The organism is Loktanella gaetbuli (assembly GCF_020531945.1).
GTDB lineage: Bacteria > Pseudomonadota > Alphaproteobacteria > Rhodobacterales > Rhodobacteraceae > Loktanella > Loktanella gaetbuli.
Genome location: NZ_JAJATZ010000011.1, coordinates 1 through 23,363 on the forward strand (window position 1 = coordinate 1; position 23,363 = coordinate 23,363).

Here is a 23,363-nt window from a genome sequence, read left to right on the forward strand (position 1 = left end):
GAATTGGCCCGTGCGCTGGGTGTGGAACGGTCCGGCATGGTCGCGCTGATCGACGAGCTGGAGAGCGCGGATCTGATCCGGCGCGATCCCGTGCCGGGCGACAGGCGGGTGCAGGCGCTGCAACCGACCGACCGCGGGATCGCCCGGTTCGACGCCTTGGTGGCGCTGGTGCGCGCGCATGAGGCGCGGTGTTTTGCCGGGCTGGACGACACGGAAAAGGACACGTTGCTGCATCTGCTGCACAAGGTCCGCACGGGGGGCAACAGCACATGACCGACCGATTCTGGACGCCGCGTTTCGGCTATGACCGCCGCGCTGACGGCACGATCCTGATGCGGCAGACCGATCCGCTGCCAGATCATCCGCAGGTCATGGCCGCCTATCTGGATCATTGGGCGCAGACCGCCCCCGACAGGACATGGATCGCGCGGCGCGGGCCGGATGGCAACTGGATCACCGTCAGCTACGCGCAGGCGCTGGATGCCGCGCGCAGGCTGGGTGCGGGGTTGCTGGACCTTGGGCTGACGGCGGACAGACCGCTGTTGATCCTGTCGGAAAACAGTCTCGAACATGCGCTTTTGGGTCTGGCTGCGGCCTATGTCGGTGTGCCGTTCGCGCCTGTGGCCGTGCCCTATTCCTTGGTCAGTCAGGACCACGGCAAGCTGCGCGACATCGCAGCGACCTTGAACCCCGGTGCGGTTTTTGCCGATGACGCCGCGACCTTTGCCGCCGCACTGGGTGCCATTTCGGCAGACGGGCGCGCGGTCATCACGTGCAGGAACGCGCGACCCGGTGACATCGCCTATGATGATCTGATGACCAGTGATCCCGCCCCGGCGGATGCCGCGCGGGCAGGGGTGACGGCGGACACGGTGCTGAAATATCTGTTCACGTCGGGGTCCACCGGCACGCCAAAGGCGGTGATCAACACCAACGGGATGGTTTGTGCCAGTCAGGCCATGGTGCGTGACTGCTACCGCTATCTCTCGGACGATCCGCCCGTCACGCTGGACTGGGCCCCGTGGAACCATACGGCGGCAGGCAACAAGGTGTTTTACCTGATCCTGACCAACGGCGGCACCTACTACATCGACGACGGTCGCCCCACACCGGGCAAAATGCAAGAAACCCTGCGCAACCTGTCCGACGTGTCCTGCTCCTGGTATTTCAACGTGCCCGTCGGCTACGACCAGCTTGTCGCCGCGCTGGAGCAGGACGCAGCACTTGCGCAGCGGTTTTTCGCAAAACTCGGCATGTTGTTCTACGCGGGTGCCGGGATGGCGCAACAGACCTGGGACCGGCTGTCGGCCGTGGGCCTGCGGATCACGGGGCGGCGGGTGTTGCTGGCCACTGGCCTAGGGGCCACGGAAACCGCACCCTTTACGTTGGCCTGCACCGATGTTCAGGACCAATCCGGCAACGTGGGCGTGCCCGCGCGCGGCGTCACGCTGAAACTGGTGCCCGTCGGTGACAAGCTGGAAGCCCGGATCAAGGGGCCGAACGTGACGCCCGGCTATCTGGGCGATCCCGTCCGCACCGCAGAGGCATTCGATGACGAAGGTTTTTACCGGCTGGGCGATGCGCTGCGGCCCGCCGACCCGGATGATCTGTCCAAAGGGTTCTATTTCGACGGGCGGCTGGCCGAGAATTTCAAGCTGACGACCGGGACCTGGGTGGCGGTGGGCGCGGTGCGCGCGCGGCTGGTCGATGCCATGGGCGGGCTGATCCGCGACGCGGTGATCGTGGGCGAGGATCAAGCGGAACTGGGCGCATTGCTGTGGCTGACGCCCGGTGCGGACCCAGGTGCGGTGCAGGCGGCACTGGCGCAGGCAGCACAGGCGGCGACGGGATCGGCCAGCCGGGTCAAACGCGCGATTCCGCTGGATCGTGACCCGTCACTGGATGCAGGCGAAATCACCGAAAAAGGGTCGCTGAACCAACGGCAATTACGGGCGAACAAGGCAGAGCTGATTGCCACCCTTTATGCTGGGGGTGAGGGCGCGATGATCGTCTAAATCGAACCTTGAGGGGAAAGGCACGGGAAGCTGGAGTGCGGGACTTTGCTCCCGTTCAATGCGACTGCTCCAATGACGGCTTCGGGGGAGCCTTACAACAAACAGTCAATTTGATTGACTTTTGCAAGTGCGGTGAAGATCCACGCGAATATAATTGCGGACGTTTCCAAGTCCTATGAAACTGTTAGGCTTACCCAATGGATACTATCGCTCAGAATCTCTCCAGTTGGCGCGCATCTCTCATGCCGAGCATTCCGATCGCAGGTCTCCTTTCACGCAACCCCATAGTCTACAAGTGGAAGGCTCCTTTCCGCTGCTGGCTTTTGCGCGAGGCCGCGTTCTGGCGGGTGACGGATCTTCTCACTCAGTCTTATGCGCTACATCAGCAGGGCCACGGACTGGGTGCACGGATCCTGTTGCGTAGCGGGATCGAGACGCTCGCTTCGCTCATCTACCTTAACCAACTAATTGAACAAGTCTTGGTCAGCAAACTCGACTTTCATGAGTTCGGACAGATGACCAAAATCCTTTCATTAGGCTCGCGCGACGGTTCGACCAAGCACCAATCCCGCAACATCGTCACCATCCTGAAAAAATGTAACAAGCGGTATCCTGGCATCGAAAATCTGTATGGCATCCTGTCAGAAAGCGCTCACCCAAACTATTATGGCCTAGTGGCTGGTTATTCAGAGGTCAATCATGACGAGTATGAAACGTGCTTTTCAAATCGTTGGATGGAGATTAATGGAGCGTCGCATCTTGATTCTATTGAACTATGCATGATGACCTTTCATCACGAATATAACGATGTATGGCCAAATCTGATGGATAAGTTTGAAAATTGGATCGCTGAGAACACCGACAGATTAGAAGCAACAAAGAATACGCCGGCGTAGCTCTGAAGATCGCCACACATTTGCAGCCATTCGCCGCTTTGCAGCAGATCGGAAAAAAAGGGCTCAAACCTGCCGTTCGCCGCAGAGATCTCTGGAGGGCCGACCATTCGCTGCTGGGCGCCTTTTTGCAAGCGTAGAAACGTTCGCAGATCGTGATCGGTCCTGTCTATTCCCGAAAATTCGGCGCACGTTTTTCCAGGAATGCAGCCAGCCCCTCGCGGGCGGCGTCGGTGGTTTGGGCCATGGCGGCAGAGAGGCTCTCGGTGAACAGGCCGTCGCTGCGGGACATGTCGTCGATCCGCGACAGTGCCTGAATCATCAGGTAGTTCGAGAACGGCGCGTTGTCGGCGATTTTCCGTGCCAGGTCGCGCGCCATGGGCAGGGCTTCGCCCTCGTCCACGGCATAGTGGCACAGGCCCAGCCGCAGGCCGTCCTCGGCCCCATAGTTGCGGCCCGTCAGCATCATTTCACGCATCCGGTCCGCGCCGATGATCCGGCCCACGCGCACGGTGGCCCCGCCACCCACGAAAATGCCGCGCCGTCCCTCTGGCAGTTGAAACCGCACGCTGGGTTCCGCGATGCGCACATGCGTAGCGGTGGCGATTTCCAGACCGCCGCCAATCACGGCACCGGTCAGGGCGCTGACCACGGGCAGGCCGCCAAATTCGATGGCATCCGCGACGCGGTGCCAGTTACGCGAGTGGCGCATCGTATCCTCTGGACTGCGTTGTTTGTGTTCCGACAGATCCAGGCCGGAACAGAAATGGCCACCCTCGCCGTGCAGGATTGCCACGCGCACACCCTCTGGCGGGTTGGAAAAGAACGCATCGAGGTCCGCCACCAGCGCATCATTCATCGCATTACGCTTGTCAGGGCGCGCAAATGTCAGCGTGGCGATATCGCCGTCGATCGACAGACGGGTGACGGGATCGGTCATGGTTGGCCCTCTGATTTTGGTGAAAGTGTTATATAAGATAACTGTTAACATACAAAACAATTATGCTATCATGGTGACAGCCAGATCGGGGAGGGTCGTCATGGTCGATTTCAGCGCAGTCCGCGCCATTGATTTCCACACGCACGCAGAGGAACCCTGCTGCGCCCCGCGCGACGATGGCTATACCGAATTTCAGGCCGGCATGGCCGCCTATTTCAAGAATCCCGCCGGTGTCGATGGCATGCTGCCCACCGTGCAGGACACCGCCGCCTACTACCGCGAACGCAATATCGCTGCCGTTATTTTCCCGGTGGATGCAGAGCGCGAGACAGGGTTCAGGCGCTATTCCAACGAAGAGGTCGCCACCATCTGCGCCGACAACGACGATATCCTGATCCCCTTTGCCTCTGTCGATCCGCACAAGGGCCGCGCGGGCGCGCGCGAGGTGCGGCGGCTGGTGCGTGATTTCGGTGTGCGCGGGTTCAAGTTTCATCCCACGATGCAGGGGTTTTTCCCCAACGACCGCGAGGCCTGCTATGCCGTGCTGGAGGCCTGCGCAGAGGAAGGCGTGATCACGCTGTTTCACACCGGCCAGACCGGCGTCGGGTCGGGGATGCGCGGCGGCATGGGGATGCGGCTGAAATATTCCAACCCGATGCATCTGGATGACGTGGCCGTCGATTTCCCCGACATGAAAATCGTGCTGGCGCACCCCAGTTTCCCCTGGACCGAAGAAGGGCTGGCCGTGGCCCAGCACAAACCGAATGTCTACTACGACATGTCCGGCTGGTCGCCGAAGTATTTCCCCGAGATATTCGTCAAATACGCCAATTCGATCCTGAAAAAGAAGATGCTGTTCGGGTCCGACTGGCCTGCGATCACGCCCGACCGCTGGCTGGCGGATTTTGAGGCAGCCCCGTTCAAGGACGAGGTGCGCCCGCTGATCCTGAAAGAAAATGCACTGCGTCTGCTGGGGGTGACCGATGCCTGACCTTGCCCCGCTGGATGACACGATCACGCTGGATCAGCTGGACCGCGATCCGTTCCCGATCTACCGCCGCCTGCGGGCCGAGGCCCCGGTGCTGCGCGTCAAATCGGTGGGGCGGACCCTGCTGACCAAGGCGGCGGATACCAAATACGTCAAGGACAACCCCGATCTGTTCAGTTCCGACGATCCCAATACGCCGATGAAACGCGCGTTTCAGGCGCATACGCTGATGCGCAAGGACGGGGCGGACCACCTGCGCGAACGCACGGCCATGGCGCCTGCGTTCAACCCCAAGGTCATCATGGGCGAATGGATGCCGCAATATAACCAGATCGCGCAGGACTATGTCGCCCGACTGCCGCGCGGTGAGGTGGTCGATCTGTTCAACGTGCTGTCCGGTGCCTTTGCCGCACGGGGTCTTGCGATCCTGCTGGGGATGCCAGAGGCGTCGGACGAGGATATGATGGAATGGTCGCAGGCCTTGATCGAGGGGGCGGGCAACTTCGGCTGGCGCGATGCGCCGTTCGAAAGGTCCGACCGCGCGAATGCGGGCATCAACGCCGTGCTGGACGCCGCCCGCGCGCGCCACCTGGCGGACCCCAACCCATCGGCCTATTCCGTGATGCTGAACGCGGATGATCCGATCCCCGACAGCCAGATCTACGCCAATATCAAGATCGCGATCGGCGGCGGCATCAACGAACCGCGCGATGCGCTGAATACGACCCTGTACGGTTTGCTGACCAACCCTGACCAATGCGCGCAGGTCGTCGCAAACGGCGACTGGGACCGCGCGTTCGAAGAAGGCGTGCGCTGGGTTGCGCCGATTTCTGCATCGTCCCGGCTGGTCACAGAAGACACGGAAATTCGCGGCCACCTGATCCCCAAGGGGGACACGGTCATGACGATACAGGCCAGCGCCAACCGCGACGAGGACGTGCTGGAGAATGGCGAGGTGTTCGATGTTTACCGCGACAAGGCCCCGCACCAATCGTTCGGCAACGGCCCGCACTTTTGTCAGGGCACCCATGTCGCCCGGCGCGCGGTGGGGCAGGTGATGCTGCCGATCCTGTTCGATCGTTTTCCGAATATGTCGATCCCCGACACCGATGCCGTGATCTGGCGTGGTTTCGGTTTCCGGGGGCCGATCCAGATTCCCGTCTTGTTGGAGTAACGCAGATGACCGACCGATATGATGCAGGCATGGCGACCCGCCGCGCGGTGCTGGGCGACGCCCACGTGGACCGGGCAGAGGCGGCCAAGGAACCGTTCGACGCGCCGTTCCAGCGGATGATTACCGAAGGTGCCTGGGGTACTGTCTGGGCGGACGACACGATCACCCGCCGAGAGCGGTCGATGCTGACGCTGGCGCTGCTGGCCGCGACAGGCAATTTCGACGAAATCCCGATGCATGTGCGTGCCACGGCGAACACCGGGGCCAGCCCCGACGACATCATGCAGGCGTTTTTGCACGTGGGCGTCTATGCCGGCGTGCCAAAGGCGAACCACGCGATCAAGCTGGCGAAGCAAACACTTCGGGAAATGGGGGTTCTATGACGCAGAACGGTTATTTCGCGCGTGACACGCAGTGGCATCCCCCCGCGCTGACGCCGGGCTATAAAACGAGCGTCGCGCGCAGTCCGACCCGTGCCAAGCTGTCGTTTCCGACGTCCCTGTCAGAGGAAACCGGTCCGGTGTTCGGCCACAACATCCTCGGCCCCTTGGACAACGACCTGATCCACAACTTTGCCGCCGCTGATCAAAGCGCGATTGGCCCGCGCATCGTCGTTTACGGTCGCGTGCTGGACGAAACCGGCCGCCCCGTGCCGGGTGCACTGGTCGAGGTCTGGCAGGCCAACGCAGGCGGGCGGTATCGGCATAAGAAAGAGTCCTACCTCGCCCCGCTGGACCCGAACTTTGGCGGCTGCGGGCGGGTGATCACAGACGAAAACGGCTGTTATGAATTCCGCACGATCCAGCCGGGACCCTATCCCTGGCCCAATGGTCCGAACGACTGGCGGCCCGCGCATATTCATTTCAGTGTCTTTGGTCAGGGCTTTGCCCAACGGATGATCACCCAGATGTATTTCGAGGGCGATCCGATGATCTGGCTGTGTCCGATCGTCGGCACCATCGATGATCCTAGGGCGGTGGAATCGCTGGTTGCCGCACTCGATATGACGCGCACGATCCCGATGGATGCCCGCGCCTACAAATTCGACATCGTGCTGCGCGGGCGGCGTCAGACGTTCTTTGAAAACCGGGCGGAGGGGCTGTGATGGTGCAATCGTTGAACCTGCTCAAGGAAAGTCCGTCGCAGACGGCTGGGCCGTACGTTCACATCGGCTGCACACCGAATTTTTCCGGCATCGACATCTATGGCGGCGATCTGGGCACGACGATGAAAACCGGCCCGGTGCAGGGTACGGAAATCACCCTGCGGGGGGCCGTGTTCGATGGCACTGGCACGCCGCTGCGCGACGCGATGGTGGAAATCTGGCAGGCGGATGCAAATGGTATCTATCCCGGCAATGACCCGCGCGGCGCCGCCGACCCGCACTTTACCGGCTGGGGCCGGTCGCCGGGGGATATGGAAACAGGCGAATTCACGTTCCAGACGGTCAAACCGGGGCAGGTGCCCTGGCGCAATGGCCAGTTGCAGGCACCGCATATCACGTTCTGGATCGTCGCACGCGGCATCAACCTGGGTCTGCAAACGCGGATGTATTTCGCTGACGAGGTGGAGGCCAATGCCGCCGATCCGATCCTGAGCCGGATTGAACATCAGAACCGCGTGCCGACCTTGCTGGCGCAGCCCGACGGTACGGGCGTTTATCGTTTCGATATCCGGCTGCAAGGCGACGCCGAAACCATCTTTTTCGATATTTGAGGGACGACCATGACCACACCCTGCATCATCTGTGTCGCGATCACCGGGTCGTTGCCGCGAAAGGCCGACAACCCGGCCGTTCCTGTCACCGTCTCCGAACAGGTGGAATCGACCCAAGCCGCGTTCGAGGCCGGGGCCACGATCTGCCACGCCCATGTGCGCAACGATGACGAAACCCCCAGCAGCGACCCTGACAAGTTCGCGGCGCTGAAGGAAGGTCTGGAAAAACACTGCCCCGGCATGATCATCCAGATGTCCACCGGTGGGCGTTCCGGTGCAGGCCAGACGCGTGGGGGCATGCTGCCGCTGCGCCCAGACATGGCATCGCTGTCGGTGGGGTCGAACAACTTTCCCACGCGGGTTTATGAGAATCCGCCGGACCTCGTGGATTGGCTGGCATCCGAAATGCTGGCCCATGATGTCAAACCGGAAATCGAGGCATTCGACCTGAGCCATATCCTGCGCGCCAAGGCGATGTACGACGCAGGCCAGATCAAGGACCTGCCCTATGTGCAGTTCGTCATGGGGGTCAAAAACGCGATGCCCGCCGACCGCGAGGTGTTCGATTTCTACATCAAGACGGTCAAGCGCCTGTTCGGAGAGGACGCACCGTGGTGTGCCGCTGGCATTGGTGCGCAACAGGCGGTGCTGAACGATTGGGCGATTTCCAGCGGTGGCCACGCGCGCACCGGGCTGGAGGACAACATCAGGCTGGACCGCGACACGCTCGCCCCGTCGAATGCGGCGCTGGTGGCGCGCACTGTCGCGATCTGCGAAAAATACGAGCGACCCGTCGCGACGTGGCAACAGGCGCGGCAGATGCTGGGATTGCGCGGGGTCTGATGATCCCGCTTTGACGGCGCGCCGGATCGCGGGCATGTTGCACGGGAGGACAGTCGCAACACCGGGAGGAGACACGCCATGGACATGAACGACAGCAAGGATATCGCAGCTCCGCCCGCGGCCGTTTGGGCAGCCCTCCTGGATGCAGATGTATTGCGCCAGTGCGTGCCGGGGTGTTCGGAAATGGCGGGTAACCCGCAGGACGGGTTCACCGCGACGGTCACGCAAAAGGTCGGTCCGGTCAAAGCGACGTTCAAGGGTGAGGTCGCATTGTCGGACATGCAGCCGCCGCGTAGCCTGACGATCACCGGATCGGGCAAGGGCGGTGCGGCGGGCCACGCCTCTGGCGGGGCGGATGTGACGCTGACCGAAATCCCCGAAGGCACGCGGCTGGAATACAAGGTCAACGCCAAGGTGGGTGGCAAGCTGGCGCAATTGGGCAGCCGGATCGTGGACGGTTTCGCGCGCAAGATGGCGGACCAGTTCTTTGAGAACTTTCGCGCGGTGGTCGAAGGCGTGGACGGTGACGATGCCCCCGCCCCCGACGCCCCCGAAGAGGTCAAGAAGGGCTGGGTCAAACGCCTGATCGGCAAGTGATTTTCACCGCCGGGCCGTGCCCGGTGATGCGGTTGCAGTAGTTCAGGCCGCCCGCGGCGGCTGCATTTGCTGGGCCACGGCGATCGCCCTCTGCGGTTGTTTGCGGCCAGCGAGGGCGTCGGCCAGCCGCGCCGAGGCATAGCTGATCAGCACACCAACCACTGGCAATAGCCACGGCAGCCAGGCCACATCGGCCTCGACCCGCAGCAGGATCTGGCCAGCCAGCGACAGAACCGTCCCCAGCCCGAACACCAAAAGCCCGTGCCGTCCCAGCAGGCGCAGCGGATCCGCGACGGGGTGCGCGCACAACCGGGTGACGACAGGCAGGCAGGACAACACATAGGCCAAGGCCAGAATGTGCAGCAAACGCGGTGCCGCCAGCATCGGTTTGTTGTGAGAGGTAAAGTTCGCGGGCGCACCCAGATCGCGCAGCTGCGCCATCTTGTGGTTCATGAAGGCGGCAAGGTCGGGAATGTGTCGCCACGCAAAGGCAAAGAGCACAAAGGCCAGCGTCACCGCGAACAAGCCGCGCGACACCGGGACAAGGCGTTTGCCCTGCCGGTGCCGGATGCCGATCAGCAGCCCGATGGTAAAGATCAGCTGCCAGGTCAGCGGTCCCAGAAACCAGACACCGTTGCCGGGATAATTGGGGATGTTCCAGCCGTTCGCCCCGGCAAAGCCCCACAACAGGATCGCCGCAGCCAGCGTCCACCAGGGTTTTCGCAAACCGGCCATCAGGATGAACGGGGCGGCGATCATCAGTACGATGTAGCTGGGCAGGATGTTCACGTAGCCGATCTGATAGGTCATGATCGGCAGTCCGATCAGGGCCGCGCCAGTATTTTCGTAGATTGCAGCAAGGTTATGCATTTCGCGGAATTCCCCGCGAAAAAACACGCCCGCCGACCAGCTGAACATCCCGATCGCTACGATGGTCAGCACGAGCTGCACACAATACAATGTCCAGGCCCTGCGCCACATCGGGGCCATCCCGTCCCACAGGCGCGCCTCGCCGTGGAGCCAACGGTCGACCGCCGGGGAATAGGCGATGCCCGCGGCGATGCCCGACATGACGAAAAACGCCTCGGCTGCGTCGGAAAAACCGATGTTACGGACGGTCACCGCCTCCCATGGGTTGCCGGGCATGTGGTCGATCAGGATCATGACCAGTGCCAGACCGCGAAACGCGTCGATCCGGGGATCGCGCGACACCGGTGGGGCGACCACACCTGTGGGACGCGATACGGGCGGGCGATCAGGCCGTGCGGGCGATTGCGCCATCGACTGTTCCTTTTGGATCGGTGTCCCGCGCCAGATTGCGGCGGTAATCCGCAACGACCGGCGGCAGGGATGTTTCTTGGGGCACGCCGAAGACGCCACCCAGCACAGGCCATGACGTCACGGTGATCAACAGTGGCGCAAAGACCATCGGCACCGTGACCGGCAGCAGCCAGACCACCAGATCAGGGGCCGCGCGCAGCACAAAGATTGATACGGCGACGCCGAACAGCGTGATCCAGCGCCCTGCGCGCCAACCCTCGACCCAGCCCAGGCGACCTTCGCCGCGGGCGGTGGCAGGCCAGCCGCCATCTCGACCCGACAGCACCTCTGCGGCGGCGCGGGACTGATACATCAGCATCAGGGGGGCAATCAGGGCTGTCAGCAGGGTTTCGGCCAAGACCGACCCCAGCGCGCGCAGCGTGCCGCCGAACTGGTATGCCCGGCCCGTCAAAACGGATTCGGCATAAATCGCCAGCTTTGGCAGCAGCAAGAGCCCGCCGACCCCGCAGGCCAGTGCCACGATCTGGAACGTGCGATCATCGGGAAAAACCGGGAACAGCTGGTAGGCATCGGGGAAATAATTCGGTGCCCCGGCCGTCGCGGCCGCCAACAGGGAGACGATCAGAAACGCACCCCAGGCCAGGGACACCAAGTAGGATACGATCCCCTGGAAAAAGACGAATCTGCTCCACTTGCGCAGGCCGGGTGCGTTCAGCAATCGGATATGCTGCAAATTGCCCTGACACCAGCGTCTGTCACGCCGCGCGAAGGCCAGCAGGTTTTCGGGCCCCTCCTCGAAGGAACCGTCGATCCGGGGGTCCATTTCGACCTGCCAGCCACCGCGCACCAGCAATGCGGCCTCGACGTAGTCATGGCTGAGGATGGTGCCGCCAAAGGGCGGCGGGCCTGTCAGTTCAGGTAGGCCGCAGCATTGTGCCAGCGCGCGGACGCGCGCGATTGCGTTATGGCCCCAGAACGGCCCCGCCGGGCCCTGCATCCGCGCCAGCCCGCGCGCAAAGACGGGGGAATGAAAGCTCGCTGAAAACTGCATTGCACGGCCGAACGCGGTTTCGGCACCGACGATCCGCGGCAGCGTCTGAAGCAATCCCAGACCGGGATTTGCCTCCATCCGGGCGACCAGATGCCGGATTGCCTCGCCTTCCATCAGACTGTCGGCGTCCAGCAGCACGACATAGGTATAGTTCCCGCCAGACCTGCGGATGAAATCCTCGACGTTGCCCGCCTTGCGGCCACGGCGATCCTCGCGGACGCGGTAGTAGACGGTGTTCAGGCCGTCGTTTTGGTCAAACAGCGATGCCAGTGCGGCGCGTTCGGTCCGCAGGGCGTCGGGGTCTGACGTGTCCGACAGAATGGCGAAATCCGCAGGGACGCCACTACGGGCGAGTGACTGCCGCATGGCCTGAACGCGGGCGCAGACCTCGACCGGGTTTTCGTTGCAGATCGGCACGAGGATTGCCGTGGCCGGAAAATAGCCGTTCATCAGGGTCGTGCGTGGGGCAGGGGCCAGGGCCGGTAACCCGATAAACGCCTGCGCCGCCCCCCAGGCCAGCCAGCCTGTGGTGATCGCGATCAGCAGCACGCTTGCGCCGTCCCAGACGTCGAACCCGGTGTTCAATCCTGCCTGCGCAAGCGTCGCCGCCGCTGCGACCATGCACAGCAGCGCAAAGCTGATACCAACGATGCGGCTGGTCCGCACGCTGGACGGTCTCAGGTGCCTTTGCAAATCAGACGTTCCGCAGGAACAGGCGTGAGAACATTTCGAATGTCGACGGACGGGCTGCGTGTTCCAGCACCTGACGCGGCATGTCCAGCGGCGCGGGGCGCGGTGCCAGTGGCGTCAGGTCATGGGTCGGTGCCATAGTGCTATCCATCGTCACGGTCAGTTTTTCATCCATTGATATACCCACGTCTCTGTCAGCAGCCGGTCGCCTTCGGCCAGATTCGCCCGCATTTCGACGATTGCACCGGGATCGGCTGCGACTTCGAGCACAAGGCGCCATGTCGCATCCTGGCCGTCCACGCGTTGCAGCACCTCTTGAACAAGGGTGCCACCGTAAATGCTGGTTCGTGCCTCAACCAACAACTCTGCGATCGGTTCCGCCAACAGGCCGCCCTGGAAATCGATCACGAACTTTCGCGTGTCCGCGCTGGGTTCGACACCCGAGACACCGCCGGCGCCCGCCAATGTGTGCGTGATCTGCGCAAGGTCGGATTGCGCGCCCGGTGGGGTCATGCCCCAATGCAGCCTGTAGGACACCTTTGCACTGCTGCCCGCGCCATAGGGGTTCTGGGGAATCCAGAAGGCGACAATATTGTCGTTCGTTTCCAGATCCGTCGGAATCTCGATCAGGCGCACCGTGCCGTCACCCCAGTCGCCCACGGGTTCAATCATCAGGCTGGGACGTCGTTCATAGAAAGCTTCGGCATCCAGATAGCTTTCAAAGTCCCTGTTGCGCTGCACCAGACCGAACGACCGGGGCGACTGCGCACCGAAATAGGAATTGGCCAGTTTCTGCGGGTTGTTCAACACACGGTAAAGCGTTTCACCGCCTGCATTGTTGATGATCAGCGCCTCGCTGTCGTGGACACGCGTGCGGTAGTCATCGAATGGACCCTGGTCGTTCAGTCCGAACAGGAACATGGACGTCAGCGGTGCAATACCCAGCTGTTCGATATCGCGGCGAAAGAACAGTTCGGATGTGACGTCGATGGTCGTCGTCTCGCCCGGTGTCACCGTGAACTGGTATGCCCCCGCCACGGATTCGCTTTCCAGCAGGGCATAGAACGTAACGGCCGTGTCGCCCGGTGCCGGGCGCGTCAGCCAAAAGGCGCTGAAACGCGGAAACTCTTCTGCCTCGGAGGTGGCGGTGTTGACCGCGAGTCCGCGTGCACTGAGCCCGTAACGGTTATCCTTGCCCAGTGCGCGGAAATAGCTGGCCCCCAGGAACGTCACGACCTCGTCGAAGCGGTCGGGCGCGTTGAGCGGCATGTTCAGCCGGAACCCCGCCACGCCCGGAAAGATTTCGCCATCGATCAAGGGCTGTTCGACGTCGCCGCCGTATCTGAAATCGCGCGCCGAAAAGTCCATCGGAACAGCCATGCCGTCGACGATTTCGAACAGATCGACGGTGCTGTCGAACAACCAGCCCGGATGATAGGCATGCAGCACGGCAAATGCCTCTGGCCCGGCCCAGCGGGCGCGTGCCTCGTTGAACTGGATCGTGCGGTAGGCGTCGTAATCCAGGTCCGTGAACGCCGCACTCAGAACCTCTGGCGGGACATAGGCCTGTGCGGCGGTCTGCCGCGCCCGGTCCACCAGCGCTGCAAATGAAAACGGCGTGGCCGGTTCGGCCGCGACCGTCTGTGCAGTTGCAGTTTGTGCCAGCGTCCCCAGCAAGGACATTGCGGCGATAGCTGATCCCCCTTGTTTCAGGACAGATCGGCGTGAAAGTGGCTGTGACGTGCGGGAGGGTCTCATGAATCAGGTTCCAATTCGTGCTGCAGCGCGGAATACATTCGTTTTCAGCGAAACTTCAATACAAGACATAAGGTTGCAGCGGAAAGCTGCATAGACTGAATTTCTGCAGTGCAGCGTATGCCAACGACCCAAATCGTCAGGTTTTCGCGCGCCACTGGCCATGAACCGGCAACAGGTTGCCTGCGCAGGACCGGGGCATTGCCCACAGGCATTGGCGGGCTATCCTGTATCACAGTCCGTGGCAGTCCTGCGGATTTCGCAGACAGGCAAAGATGACTGACAGACGCCATCCGATGACATGCGTGACGTGGAACCTGCATCGCACCGTCGGGCGCGATGGTCGCGCGGACGCGGATCGTATCGTCAGTGTCATGGCAGCAGATATCGCGGCGCATCAGCCGCAGATCCTCGCGCTGCAAGAGGCGGATTCGGATGATATCCCGCCGCAGGCATTGCTTGATCTGGATGCGGTGTCCCGCGCGACCGGCCTGCGCAGCCAGCATGCAAACCCGAACATGCGTTGTGGCGGGACGGCGCATGGCTGTCGCGGCAATATCCTGCTTCTTGACCCCGAAATGATCCCGACGTCGCAGTTCGTCCTGCGATTGCCGGGTCGCTATCACCGCGCCGCTGTCGTGACCGAAGTGCTGTATCGCGGTGCCGTTATGCGGATCATTGCCTGTCATCTGGCGCTGTTGCAGGTTCTGCGTTTGGCACAGATGCGGGCAATTGCGCGCGCCTTGGTGCCGCGTTCCGTGATGCCGACGATCCTGCTTGGTGATCTGAACGAATGGCGACCCTGGGGCGGCTTGGCATTACACCCCTGGGCCACGTCGCTGCCGTTGACCGGCCCCCGTGTGCGGACCTTTCCGGTGCAGGCACCGGTTCTTGCGCTCGATCGCGTGCTGACCTGCCCCGCGTTGCGCGTGGACCACGCGGCTGCGCTCGATTCGCCCGGAATCCGGGCGGCGTCCGACCACCGTCCGCTGCTGGCGCGGATCACGAGGCTGGCCGCATGAAACACACCGCATCTGGCGTGGCATGGTCTGGATTGTCGGCCCCTGCACATCGACTGGCCTGCTGGGGGCTGGGTCTGTTTCCGGTGCTGCTGTGGCTGGCGTGGCAGGTCTTTGCCGCAGGCCTGCCTGTGACCTCGTTGGTCTATCTGGCCGGTTTGGCGTTCGTGGTGTTGCGCATGGCGCAGCATTACCCGCATCGCGCGGTCGGGGCCTGCAACATCGTCACAACTGTCCGGTTCATGCTGGTGGCCGTGTTGTGTGCCGGGATTGGTGCCAGCGTCCCTCTCGCCCCCGAGGTGTCGTGGGCGGTCTTCGGGATCGCGGCGGTGGCACTGTCGCTGGATGGTGTCGATGGCTGGCTGGCGCGCAGGCAGGCGCTTGTGTCCGCCTTTGGCGCACGCTTTGACATGGAAGTCGATGCGCTGCTGGCGGCTGTCCTCGCGCTGCTGCTGTTCATGGACGGGCGGGCCGGGCCAGAACTGCTGGTGCTGGGCGGCGCGCGTTATGTCTTTGTGCTGGCAAGCTATGTCTGGCCGTGGCTGGATACGCCATTGCCGGCCAGTTTCAGACGCAAGCTGGTCTGTGTGATCCAGATCGCTGCGCTGGCGGCGCTGGCGCTGCCGGTGCTGCCCGAGGCTGCCGGACGTGTGATTGCACTGACCGCATCTGTTCTGCTGGTCTGGTCATTCGCCGTGGATATCCGCTGGTTGGCACGCCGACGATGCACCTGACGCTGCGCCTGATCTGTGTTGCGGCGCTGTGCCTGCTGCTGGTTGTCGTGGTCGATACGGATGCCTTGTGGGACCGCCTGCGCAATGTGCAGCCCGGTTGGATCGTCGCTGCCACCCTTTGCCTGATTGCGCAGACGATGCTGATGGCGCAGCGCTGGCGGCTGGTGGCAGTCTGTCTGGGCGTGACTTTTTCCTATCCTTGGGCGTTGCGTGAATACCTGCTGTCGCAGACCCTGAACCAGGGCCTGCCGGGCGGCGTGTTGGGGGACGGCGCGCGCGCACTGCGGTCCGCGCCGGGAACCGGGAACCGGATGCCTGCCACGCAGGCTGTCATTCTGGAAAGGGCCGCTGGCCAGTTGGGTTTGCTGGCAGTGGCGATGATCGGGCTAACGTTCGCCCTGTTCGCGCCGGGCGCGCTGGCGGTGGCGCAGGGTGTTGTCGTCCGGATTGCGCTGGCGGCTGTCGCGCTTTGCATCCTGGGGGCCGTGATCGCCGTGGTGATGCGTGGATCACGCCCTGCCACGCTGGTGCGGCGCTGTCTGCCCACATGGCGGATCGGCCTTGTGCAGGCGGGTCTGTCGGTGGCGGCAGCCTTGTTGAATATAGCGGCCTTTGCCGCCTGCGCCCAAGCGACCGGCACATCGCTTGATCTGCCCTCGGCGCTGGTCCTCGTGCCGTTGATCCTGTCGGCCATGTTGATCCCGCTGTCCGTGGGCGGCTGGGGGTGGCGAGAAGGGGCGGCTGCGGTCGTCTTTCCGCTGATCGGCGCCTCGGCAGAGGCCGGAATTGCCGCCGGGGTGCTGTTCGGCGCTGTGATGATCCTGTCGTTGCTGCCTGCGCTGCCGTTACTGATTTGGCGCGGTGCTGGGCGCCCGGTCGCGGCCCCGTCGCCATGATGCAGCGGGTATCGACACGCCGGGATCTGGCATGGCTCTTTGTCGGGGTCGTGATGCTGCATCTGGTGCTGGTCTTGCCGTCGCACCCGGCTGGGCTGACCGTGGCGCGGTGGTTGCGACCCACACCAGAGCTGCCGCTGATCCTGCTGTGCGTGGCGATCGTGCCGCGTGTCTGGGTCGTGGCGCCCGTTGTCGTTGCAGCACTGGGTCTTGCCGTGCTCAAGATCGCGGACATCGGCACATACCTTGCGTTCAACAGGGCGTTCAATCCATTGCTGGACCTGCATCTGCTGGTGTCGGGTTGGGCGCTGCTGGCGTCCAGTATCGGCCACGGGCAGGCGGTGTTTGGGGTATGCGCAACCTTGTTGGCCGTCCTTGCGGTCGGCGCGGTATTGTGGCGTGGCCTGTCGGTGCTGTCCCGTCTGGGCTGGCGACTGCGCAGCCTGACCGTTGGAGTCCCGGCGGGATTGGCCGTTCTGGCGACGGTGCTGCCGGGGTGGCAGGTGTTGCAGGTCACGCCATTGGTCAAGGCACAGGTCGACAGGATGGGCCGGGGCATCGCTGACTTGCGCGATTTTACCGCGGGTTTGCCTGATCCGGTCGGACCGGCCCCCACATTCGCGGCCCTGCAGGGGCGGGATGTTATCCTTGCATTCGTGGAATCCTATGGCCGGTCATTTCTGGATGACCCGGAATTTGCGGCCACTTCTGCGCCGCGACTGGCGTCGGTCGAAACCGCACTGGACGCCGCCGGCTGGCATGTGCGCAGCGGCTGGGTCGCGGCGCCGACCCGTGGCGGGCAAAGCTGGTTGAGCCATGGCACTTTGCTGTCGGGCCTGTGGGTCGATAGTCAGGTGCGCTATGATCGGCTGATGACATCCGACCGCACATCGCTGAACCGGCTGTTCGGGGCTGCGGGGTGGCAGACGGGCGCTGCGATGCCTGCCATCACCCTCGATTGGCCAGAGGCAGGCTGGTACGGCTACGACACCACACTGGACGCCGAAGGACTGGGCTACCGCGGCCAACCCTTTGAATGGGTGACGATGCCCGACCAATACACCTGGACGGCACTGCATGAAAAACTGCGTAAGGCGGTCATGGCCCCCGCCATGATTGAGGTGGCGCTGATCACGTCACACGCACCCTGGACGCCGCTGCCCGAAATCATGCCGTGGGATACCGTGGGCGACGGGTCGGTCTTTGACGGGACGCGGCGGCAGGGAGACAGCCCCCGTGTCGTCTGGTCGGATCCCGCGACGATCCGTGCGCAATACGCCAAATCCCTCGACTATGCGCTGGAGGTGGCGGGACAATACATCCTGCGCCACGGCGACGGCGCGTTTTTTGTCGTGCTGGGCGATCACCAGCCCGCCCCGTTGCTGGCCGGTCAGGATGCGCCCCCCGATGTGCCGGTCCATTTCATTTCGGATGATCCGCGCCTGCTGGACCGGTTGCCCGCCGATGTTTTCGCACGCGGGATCGTCCCTGCACCGGATGCGCCCGTTCTGCCCATGCAGGACCTTCGGGTCCTCTTGACCACCCTGTTTGAAACGCCACTTTGACCAATCATTGGAGAGTATCATGAAGAAAACCCTTTTCCTTGCGGCCGCCGCATCTGCGCTGCCTGTCATGGGCACGGCCCAAGACCTTGTCACGCGGACACGCGTCGGTCTGGCCGATGCGCCGAACACGCTGACATTTCGCCTGACGGCCTATGATCTGTATTCGTCCGATCCCGCAACCAAGGCCGCGTTCGAGGCGCTGTTCACCGATTTCATTACGGCGCGCCCCGACTGGAAGATCGAGACACAGTTGCAGACCGGAAACATCGGGCAGGAACAGGCCCGCCTGCTGCAACAGACGCAGGCCGGGCGCGGACCCGATTGCGCCATGATCGATTCCAGCCAGCTTGCGCTGTTCAAGGACAATGGCGTTCTCAAACCGATGAATGACGTGTTCAGCGACGCAGAAGTCGCAGACCTGTTTCCCTTTGTCCGCGATGCCGTGACCGATGCGGATGGCAACGTGCTGGCGTGGTGGTGGTTCACGGATCTGCGCGTGCTATACCGCGATACCAGCGTCGTGCCCGACGCGCCGCAAACATGGGAAGACCTGAAATCGGCCGCGCTGGCTGCCGTGGAACAGGGCCGCGAAGGTATCCTGTTCAACGGCGGCCGCTGGGAAGGCACTGCCTTTGACTGGCTGGCGAACGTCTGGGCGCAGGATGCGACGCTGGTCGACGACAATGGCGCGCCCGTTTTTGCCAGCGGCGAAAACCGTGAAAAGGTGTTGACCGCCATCGCCTATTATCAGGATCTGGTCGACAGTGGTGCGGCCCCCGCGCGGGTCACGTCGATCACGGATTACGATTCGTTCAATGCGGCAGCCGCTGCCGGTTCTGCCGCGATGTTCATCGGTGGCAACTGGCAATACGGTCAGCTGCGCAACACCCTGCCGCCAGAGACATTCGCCAACTGGGAGGTGTCGGAAATTCCCGGACCCACGCCGGACCAGCGTGCGACCGGCACCGGCGGCTGGACTATCGCGGCCCTGACGGATGACCCGGCAAAGGCATCCCTGTGCGGCGAGATCGCAAAGGAAATCTATGCCGGTCCCGGCAATGCCGCACAGGGGCTGCTGCCGACCTCTGCTGCGATCTATGACCAGTATGACACCTATGACGGCCCCGAATACGACCTGTTCAGCGCGGCATTGCAAAACGGTGTCGCGCGACCGGGGGCTGCGATCTATCCGGAATTGTCCAACCAGATCCAGATCATGCTGGGCGATGTTCTGTCCGGCACGGCCACGCCAGAGGCGGCGCTGGATACCGCCGATGCAGCCGTTCAGGCCGCGTTTGATCGTCAGTGACGATCATAAACCGGACCACGGATCGGGGACCGGCACCGGGCGACGGACATCCGTTGCCCTGGCTGGTTCCCGCCATCGCGATCCTGGCGGCGTTCTATGCCGTCCCGGTGCTGGATGTCCTGCGGCTGGCGTTCAGTGACGCCAGCCTGCTGGCACCGGCCAGCCGCTATTCCACCGATGCGATTGGCGGCGTGCTGGCGGATCCCGCCCTGCCTGTCGTTCTGGGAACCACGCTGGTGTTCACGCTGGCCAATGTCGCGGCCCTGCAACTGGCGGGTCTGTGCATCGCGCTGGTGATCGCACGCGGCGAACGACGCGGCTTGCGCGGCATGGCGGCGTTCCGGACGCTGGTCCTTGCGGCCTGGGTGGTGCCGGGCATTGCCAACGGCCTTGTCTGGCAGATGCTGTTCGACGAGGCCCCCTATGGCACGCTGAACAGTTTGCTGGGGTATGTGGGGCTTGGCCCCGTGGCCTGGCTGTCTGACCCGCAGATGGCCATGGCCTCTGCCGTCATCGCGAACCTGTGGCAAGGGACGGCCTTTTCCATGATCGTTTTTTATGCGGCGCGGCGTGCCATCGACCCGACCCTGTACGAGGTCGCGGAACTGGACGCCGCGACCCCGTGGCAGATGTTCCGCTATATCACACTGCCGCTGATGCGGCGGCTGATTGCGGTGAACACGGTGCTGGTGACCGTGCAGACGCTGAACACATTCGATTCCATCCTTGCGCTGACCGGCGGTGGTCCCGGTCGCGCGACCGAGGTGCTGGCTCTGTTCACCTTCAACACCGTATTCTACAATCTGGATCTGGCGGGGGGCAGCGTTCTGGCCGTGCTCTTGTTTGCCATCGGCATGGGCTGCGCGCTGCTGGTCCATTACGTCATTGGCCGCGAAAGGCCTGCCGCATGACGGTGGCACGCTGGGGCGATGTGGCGACCTATGCCGTGCTGGCCGTGTTGGGGGCGTTTTTTGCACTGCCGTTCCTCTGGCTGATCAGCCTGGCCGTCCGCACACCGGCAGAGGTTTATCTGGGCGCGTCGCGGTTCATTCCGCAGGTGCCGACGTTGGACAATTTCCGGCTGATCCTGTCCGACCCCGCGTTTTTGATCTACCTCTGGAACGGTCTGAAGCTGTCGGCTTCGGGTGGCCTGGTGGCTGTCGCACTGGCGATTCCGGCGGCCTATGCCGCGTCACGGCTGAATTTCCGGGGCAAACAGGCGATCCTAGTGGGCATCCTCGCGGTGCAGATGATTTCGCCACTGGTGATCCTGTTGCCGCTGTATCGCTGGATGGTCGCACTGGGTCTGCTGAACAGTGATCTGGCGGTCATCGCCGTTTACGGCGCACTGGGAATGCCGCTGGCCGTCTGGCTGTTGAAGGTGACGTTTGATGGCGTGCCCATCGAGTTGGAAGAGGCGGCGGCCATCGACGGGGCATCACGGTTCACGACGCTGTGGCGGATCACGCTGCCGCTGGCACGGCCGGGCATTGCGTCGGCCTTTATCCTTGCGATGGTGATGAACTGGTCGCAGTTCCTGATCCCGTTCATTCTGCTGGAACGTGACGGCGATTGGCCGATTTCGGTCGCGATCTTCAACTTTGCCGGTGCAACCAACGCATCGACGACACAGGTGCTTGCCGCGGCCTGCATCATCGCTGTGCTGCCGGCGGTCATGGTCTTTGTCGCGTTGCAGCGGATGATCGTCTCGGCGCTGATGGCGGGCGCGGTCAAGGGTTAGTCGGCCTCGCGCATCGCCTCTGTTTCGATGATCAATGTCACCGTGTCACCCACAAGGCCGTTGTCCACGCCGTAAACCATGCCCCACTGGCTGCGTTGCAGCGACCCGCGGGCCGAAATGCCCAGCGTGAACCGCCCGTGACCAAACGGATAGGCCTCGGCCTTGTTCAATGTGACGTCCAATGTCAGTGGATGCGTCTGGCCCAACAGGGTCAGATCGCCAGTGACGGTGCCGCTTGTTGCGTCGGACGGCACGCCGCCATCGGCTGTGAACACCATGTCCGGATGGTCGGCCACGGCCAGAAAATCGCCCGATCGCACGTGTTCGTCGCGGGCATCGTTCAATGTCTCGACGCTTTGCGTGCGGACCGTCACCTCCAGATCGCTCAACTCCTGCGTTTCGGTATCGTAGGTGAAACCGCCGCTGACTTCGGCGAACAGGCCCAGCGTTGCAGCATAGCCCACATGATCCACCAGAAAGGCAATCGTCGTGTGTGCGGGGTCCAGTTCGAACCGTGCTGGTTCGGCAGACACCGTGTCGGCAAGGGCCAAAAGCCCGATGAGTGTCGCGATCGGCGTTTTCATGTCATCCTCCATCCCGATGGGATAGCAATGGTAGGCCAGTTGGGGCCTTCGTAAAGACAGGCAAGGCAGCGTAGATGTCGCAGACCGGGCGGACGGGATCTGGTCCTTGTGTCTGGCCGGGGATAGTCGCGCAGGCGCACGAAACGGTTTGCGGGTCTGGCGAATCGCCTTAGCATTCACAAAACCATTACAAAGGTCGCTGTCATGCCCGTCACACATTACATCGCCGAAACTGACGACCGGAACGCCATTGCCGCGGTCTGGGTGCACCGCAAGGACGGGCGCGGTCCGCGCGTGTTCCATGCAGGCAGGGATCGTTTCGATCCGGCGGAACCCGCAGCCTTTGCCGGGGCCTGCGAACTGGCGATTAAGCGTTACCTGACAGACCAGACCGTCAGCTGACCCTGACACCCCGCGACCAGACCCCCCGCAAGACGGGGGTGTCGTCGAACATCCTGACCCGCAACACATCGCCGCGTAATCCCGTTTCCAGCCTGCCACGGTCGGTCAGCCCAGCCGCGCGTGCGGGATTGGCCGACACGGTGGCAATCGCGCGCGGCAGGTCATCCCACATCTGTGCCAGCTGAAACGCGGCCCCCAGCAGGGCGGCGGGCACATAGTCGGATGACACGATGTCCAGCAGGTCATGACGCGCCAGTTCAGACGCAGCGACATTGCCCGAATGCGACCCGCCCCGGATCAGGTTGGGTGCCCCCATCATCACCGCGATGCCATGCGCGCGGCAGGCCTGCGCCGCAGCCAGTGTCGTGGGAAATTCGGCGAACCCGACGCCGTGGCCCGCGGATGTCGCCACATGTTCCGCCGTCGTGTCGTCGTGACTGGCCAGAACCGCCCCAAGGCGTCTGGCCTCGGTCACCGCGCCGTTTTCGTGTTTGTCACCCAGCCGCGCCCGCAGCGCCAGCAGGTCCGCCACATGCTGGGCGAATTCATCGTCGTTCATGCCCCGCTTTTTCGCCACATAGGCCTTGAGCGCGCTGAGGTCGCGGAATTGGCGCTGACCGGGGGTGTGATCCATCAGGCTGACGATGCCGACACGATCGACGGGGTCAAAGGCTGCGAGTTCCTCCAGCAGGGTTTCTGAACAGATTTCGGCCCGCAGGTGCAGGAAATGGCTGATCTTGAACATGCCGCGGTCGCGGGCTGTCAGCATTTCGTCCGCAAGGGTGCGAGCATAGTCGATATAGCGGCCCTTGCCGGAATGGATGGATCCCACGCGCATCGCATCGAACACGGTCGTGATCCCGCAGGCGGCCAGTTCGGCGTCATGTGCCAAAAGTGCGGGCAGATGCGGCCAGTCCACATCGGGGCGCGGTTCCATGTGGCGTTCGACGTTGTCGGTGTGCAACTCGACAAAGCCGGGCAGCAACAGGTCACCGCCGCAGTCGATGGCCCCATCGGGGACGCTGCTGCCGTCGGTGATCCGGAAGATCTGGCCGTCTGCGATGGTGACGGACCCCAGCACGACACGGTCCGCCAGGACCAGCCGCGCATTGGCCAGGCACAGGTCGTTTGACATCGTCGTGTCACATGGTTTGGTCAAGGATGCCGACA

25 protein-coding genes are annotated in these 23,363 nt (G+C 63.1%); 18 read left to right on the top strand and 7 right to left on the bottom strand.

What is annotated here, in order from left to right:
* From LGQ03_RS15770 to LGQ03_RS15780, 3 genes are all read left to right on the top strand, one after another.
* A partial coding sequence (locus LGQ03_RS15770; RefSeq protein ID WP_226749172.1) for a MarR family winged helix-turn-helix transcriptional regulator occupies positions 1-273 on the top strand: 273 nt, incomplete at its 5' end.
* Positions 270-2,015 carry a feruloyl-CoA synthase gene (locus LGQ03_RS15775; protein WP_226749173.1) on the top strand — a complete coding sequence of 582 codons (1,746 nt, stop codon included), beginning with the start codon at positions 270-272 and terminating at the stop codon, positions 2,013-2,015. The genes LGQ03_RS15770 and LGQ03_RS15775, both read left to right, overlap by 4 nt.
* Positions 2,016-2,212: 197 nt before the next feature.
* On the top strand, positions 2,213-2,911 hold the full coding sequence (locus LGQ03_RS15780; protein ID WP_226749174.1) for a hypothetical protein: 699 nt from the start codon (positions 2,213-2,215) through the stop codon (positions 2,909-2,911).
* Between the two features lie 166 nt (positions 2,912-3,077).
* Here the strand turns inward: LGQ03_RS15780 and LGQ03_RS15785 are convergent, their stop codons facing one another.
* On the bottom strand, positions 3,078-3,848 hold the full coding sequence (locus tag LGQ03_RS15785; protein WP_226749175.1) for a crotonase/enoyl-CoA hydratase family protein: 771 nt from the start codon (positions 3,846-3,848) through the stop codon (positions 3,078-3,080).
* A gap of 100 nt (positions 3,849-3,948) precedes the next feature.
* Between LGQ03_RS15785 and LGQ03_RS15790 the strand changes: the two genes are divergently transcribed.
* The 7 genes from LGQ03_RS15790 (at position 3,949) to LGQ03_RS15820 (ending at position 9,166) form a co-directional block, all read left to right on the top strand.
* On the top strand, positions 3,949-4,839 hold the full coding sequence (locus LGQ03_RS15790; protein WP_226749176.1) for an amidohydrolase family protein: 891 nt from the start codon (positions 3,949-3,951) through the stop codon (positions 4,837-4,839).
* Positions 4,832-6,010, top strand: coding sequence for a cytochrome P450 (locus LGQ03_RS15795; protein WP_226749177.1), 1,179 nt, complete (start codon positions 4,832-4,834; stop codon positions 6,008-6,010). The genes LGQ03_RS15790 and LGQ03_RS15795 overlap by 8 nt, the downstream gene beginning before the upstream one ends.
* Positions 6,011-6,015: 5 nt before the next feature.
* Positions 6,016-6,393 carry a 4-carboxymuconolactone decarboxylase gene (pcaC, locus tag LGQ03_RS15800; RefSeq protein WP_090161102.1) on the top strand — a complete coding sequence of 126 codons (378 nt, stop codon included), beginning with the start codon at positions 6,016-6,018 and terminating at the stop codon, positions 6,391-6,393.
* Positions 6,390-7,115, top strand: coding sequence for a protocatechuate 3,4-dioxygenase subunit beta (gene pcaH, locus LGQ03_RS15805; protein WP_226749178.1), 726 nt, complete (start codon positions 6,390-6,392; stop codon positions 7,113-7,115). The genes pcaC and pcaH overlap by 4 nt, the downstream gene beginning before the upstream one ends.
* The gene (gene pcaG, locus LGQ03_RS15810; RefSeq protein WP_090161106.1) at positions 7,115-7,726 is read left to right on the top strand and encodes a protocatechuate 3,4-dioxygenase subunit alpha; all 612 of its coding nucleotides are present in this window, start codon (positions 7,115-7,117) and stop codon (positions 7,724-7,726) included. Before pcaH ends, pcaG begins: the two co-directional genes overlap by 1 nt.
* Positions 7,727-7,735: 9 nt before the next feature.
* Entirely contained in the window at positions 7,736-8,569 is an 834-nt protein-coding gene (locus LGQ03_RS15815; protein WP_226749179.1) for a BKACE family enzyme, read from the top strand.
* A 78-nt stretch (positions 8,570-8,647) separates the two neighbouring features.
* Complete coding sequence (locus LGQ03_RS15820; protein WP_090161110.1) at positions 8,648-9,166, top strand: CoxG family protein; 519 nt, start codon at positions 8,648-8,650, stop codon at positions 9,164-9,166.
* Between the two features lie 42 nt (positions 9,167-9,208).
* Here LGQ03_RS15820 and LGQ03_RS15825 read toward each other — a convergent pair whose 3' ends face one another.
* The 4 genes from LGQ03_RS15825 to LGQ03_RS15840 all read right to left on the bottom strand — a co-directional run bounded on the left by LGQ03_RS15825 (position 9,209) and on the right by LGQ03_RS15840 (position 13,871).
* The gene (locus LGQ03_RS15825; protein WP_226749180.1) at positions 9,209-10,447 is read right to left on the bottom strand and encodes an OpgC family protein; all 1,239 of its coding nucleotides are present in this window, start codon (positions 10,445-10,447) and stop codon (positions 9,209-9,211) included.
* Complete coding sequence (gene mdoH, locus LGQ03_RS15830) at positions 10,422-12,119, bottom strand: glucans biosynthesis glucosyltransferase MdoH (protein WP_404807674.1); 1,698 nt, start codon at positions 12,117-12,119, stop codon at positions 10,422-10,424. The genes LGQ03_RS15825 and mdoH overlap by 26 nt, the downstream gene beginning before the upstream one ends.
* A 73-nt stretch (positions 12,120-12,192) precedes the next feature.
* Positions 12,193-12,339 carry a hypothetical protein gene (locus tag LGQ03_RS15835; protein WP_226749182.1) on the bottom strand — a complete coding sequence of 49 codons (147 nt, stop codon included), beginning with the start codon at positions 12,337-12,339 and terminating at the stop codon, positions 12,193-12,195.
* A gap of 8 nt (positions 12,340-12,347) precedes the next feature.
* Positions 12,348-13,871 carry a glucan biosynthesis protein gene (locus tag LGQ03_RS15840; protein ID WP_226749183.1) on the bottom strand — a complete coding sequence of 508 codons (1,524 nt, stop codon included), beginning with the start codon at positions 13,869-13,871 and terminating at the stop codon, positions 12,348-12,350.
* A gap of 347 nt (positions 13,872-14,218) precedes the next feature.
* On the opposite strand from LGQ03_RS15840, the gene LGQ03_RS15845 reads away from it, so the two are divergent.
* From LGQ03_RS15845 to LGQ03_RS15875, 7 genes are read left to right on the top strand one after another with little or no spacing between them, the layout of a single operon-like run.
* Positions 14,219-14,965, top strand: a complete 747-nt coding sequence (locus LGQ03_RS15845; RefSeq protein ID WP_226749184.1) for an endonuclease/exonuclease/phosphatase family protein — start codon at positions 14,219-14,221, stop codon at positions 14,963-14,965.
* Positions 14,962-15,696, top strand: coding sequence for a CDP-alcohol phosphatidyltransferase family protein (locus tag LGQ03_RS15850; RefSeq protein WP_226749185.1), 735 nt, complete (start codon positions 14,962-14,964; stop codon positions 15,694-15,696). The genes LGQ03_RS15845 and LGQ03_RS15850 overlap by 4 nt, the downstream gene beginning before the upstream one ends.
* Positions 15,687-16,592 carry a lysylphosphatidylglycerol synthase transmembrane domain-containing protein gene (locus tag LGQ03_RS15855; protein ID WP_226749186.1) on the top strand — a complete coding sequence of 302 codons (906 nt, stop codon included), beginning with the start codon at positions 15,687-15,689 and terminating at the stop codon, positions 16,590-16,592. The genes LGQ03_RS15850 and LGQ03_RS15855 overlap by 10 nt, the downstream gene beginning before the upstream one ends.
* Complete coding sequence (locus LGQ03_RS15860) at positions 16,589-18,157, top strand: alkaline phosphatase family protein (RefSeq protein ID WP_226749187.1); 1,569 nt, start codon at positions 16,589-16,591, stop codon at positions 18,155-18,157. The genes LGQ03_RS15855 and LGQ03_RS15860 overlap by 4 nt, the downstream gene beginning before the upstream one ends.
* 19 nt (positions 18,158-18,176) lie before the next feature.
* Complete coding sequence (locus tag LGQ03_RS15865) at positions 18,177-19,466, top strand: extracellular solute-binding protein (protein ID WP_226749188.1); 1,290 nt, start codon at positions 18,177-18,179, stop codon at positions 19,464-19,466.
* A 53-nt stretch (positions 19,467-19,519) separates the two neighbouring features.
* Positions 19,520-20,377, top strand: a complete 858-nt coding sequence (locus tag LGQ03_RS15870; protein ID WP_090161126.1) for a carbohydrate ABC transporter permease — start codon at positions 19,520-19,522, stop codon at positions 20,375-20,377.
* Positions 20,374-21,207, top strand: coding sequence for a carbohydrate ABC transporter permease (locus LGQ03_RS15875; RefSeq protein ID WP_226749189.1), 834 nt, complete (start codon positions 20,374-20,376; stop codon positions 21,205-21,207). Before LGQ03_RS15870 ends, LGQ03_RS15875 begins: the two co-directional genes overlap by 4 nt.
* On the opposite strand, the gene LGQ03_RS15880 is transcribed toward LGQ03_RS15875, so the two are convergent.
* Positions 21,204-21,791 (bottom strand): YceI family protein, encoded by a 588-nt coding sequence (locus LGQ03_RS15880; protein WP_226749190.1) that lies wholly within the window; start codon positions 21,789-21,791, stop codon positions 21,204-21,206. The two genes, LGQ03_RS15875 and LGQ03_RS15880, sit on opposite strands and share 4 nt — an antisense overlap.
* A gap of 204 nt (positions 21,792-21,995) precedes the next feature.
* Between LGQ03_RS15880 and LGQ03_RS15885 the strand changes: the two genes are divergently transcribed.
* Entirely contained in the window at positions 21,996-22,193 is a 198-nt protein-coding gene (locus tag LGQ03_RS15885; protein ID WP_226749191.1) for a hypothetical protein, read from the top strand.
* Here the strand turns inward: LGQ03_RS15885 and LGQ03_RS15890 are convergent.
* Positions 22,186-23,328: an alpha-D-ribose 1-methylphosphonate 5-triphosphate diphosphatase gene (locus LGQ03_RS15890; protein WP_226749192.1), complete on the bottom strand. Its 1,143-nt coding sequence runs from the start codon at positions 23,326-23,328 to the stop codon at positions 22,186-22,188. The genes LGQ03_RS15885 and LGQ03_RS15890 overlap by 8 nt on opposite strands.
* Between the last annotated feature and the right edge of the window lie 35 nt (positions 23,329-23,363).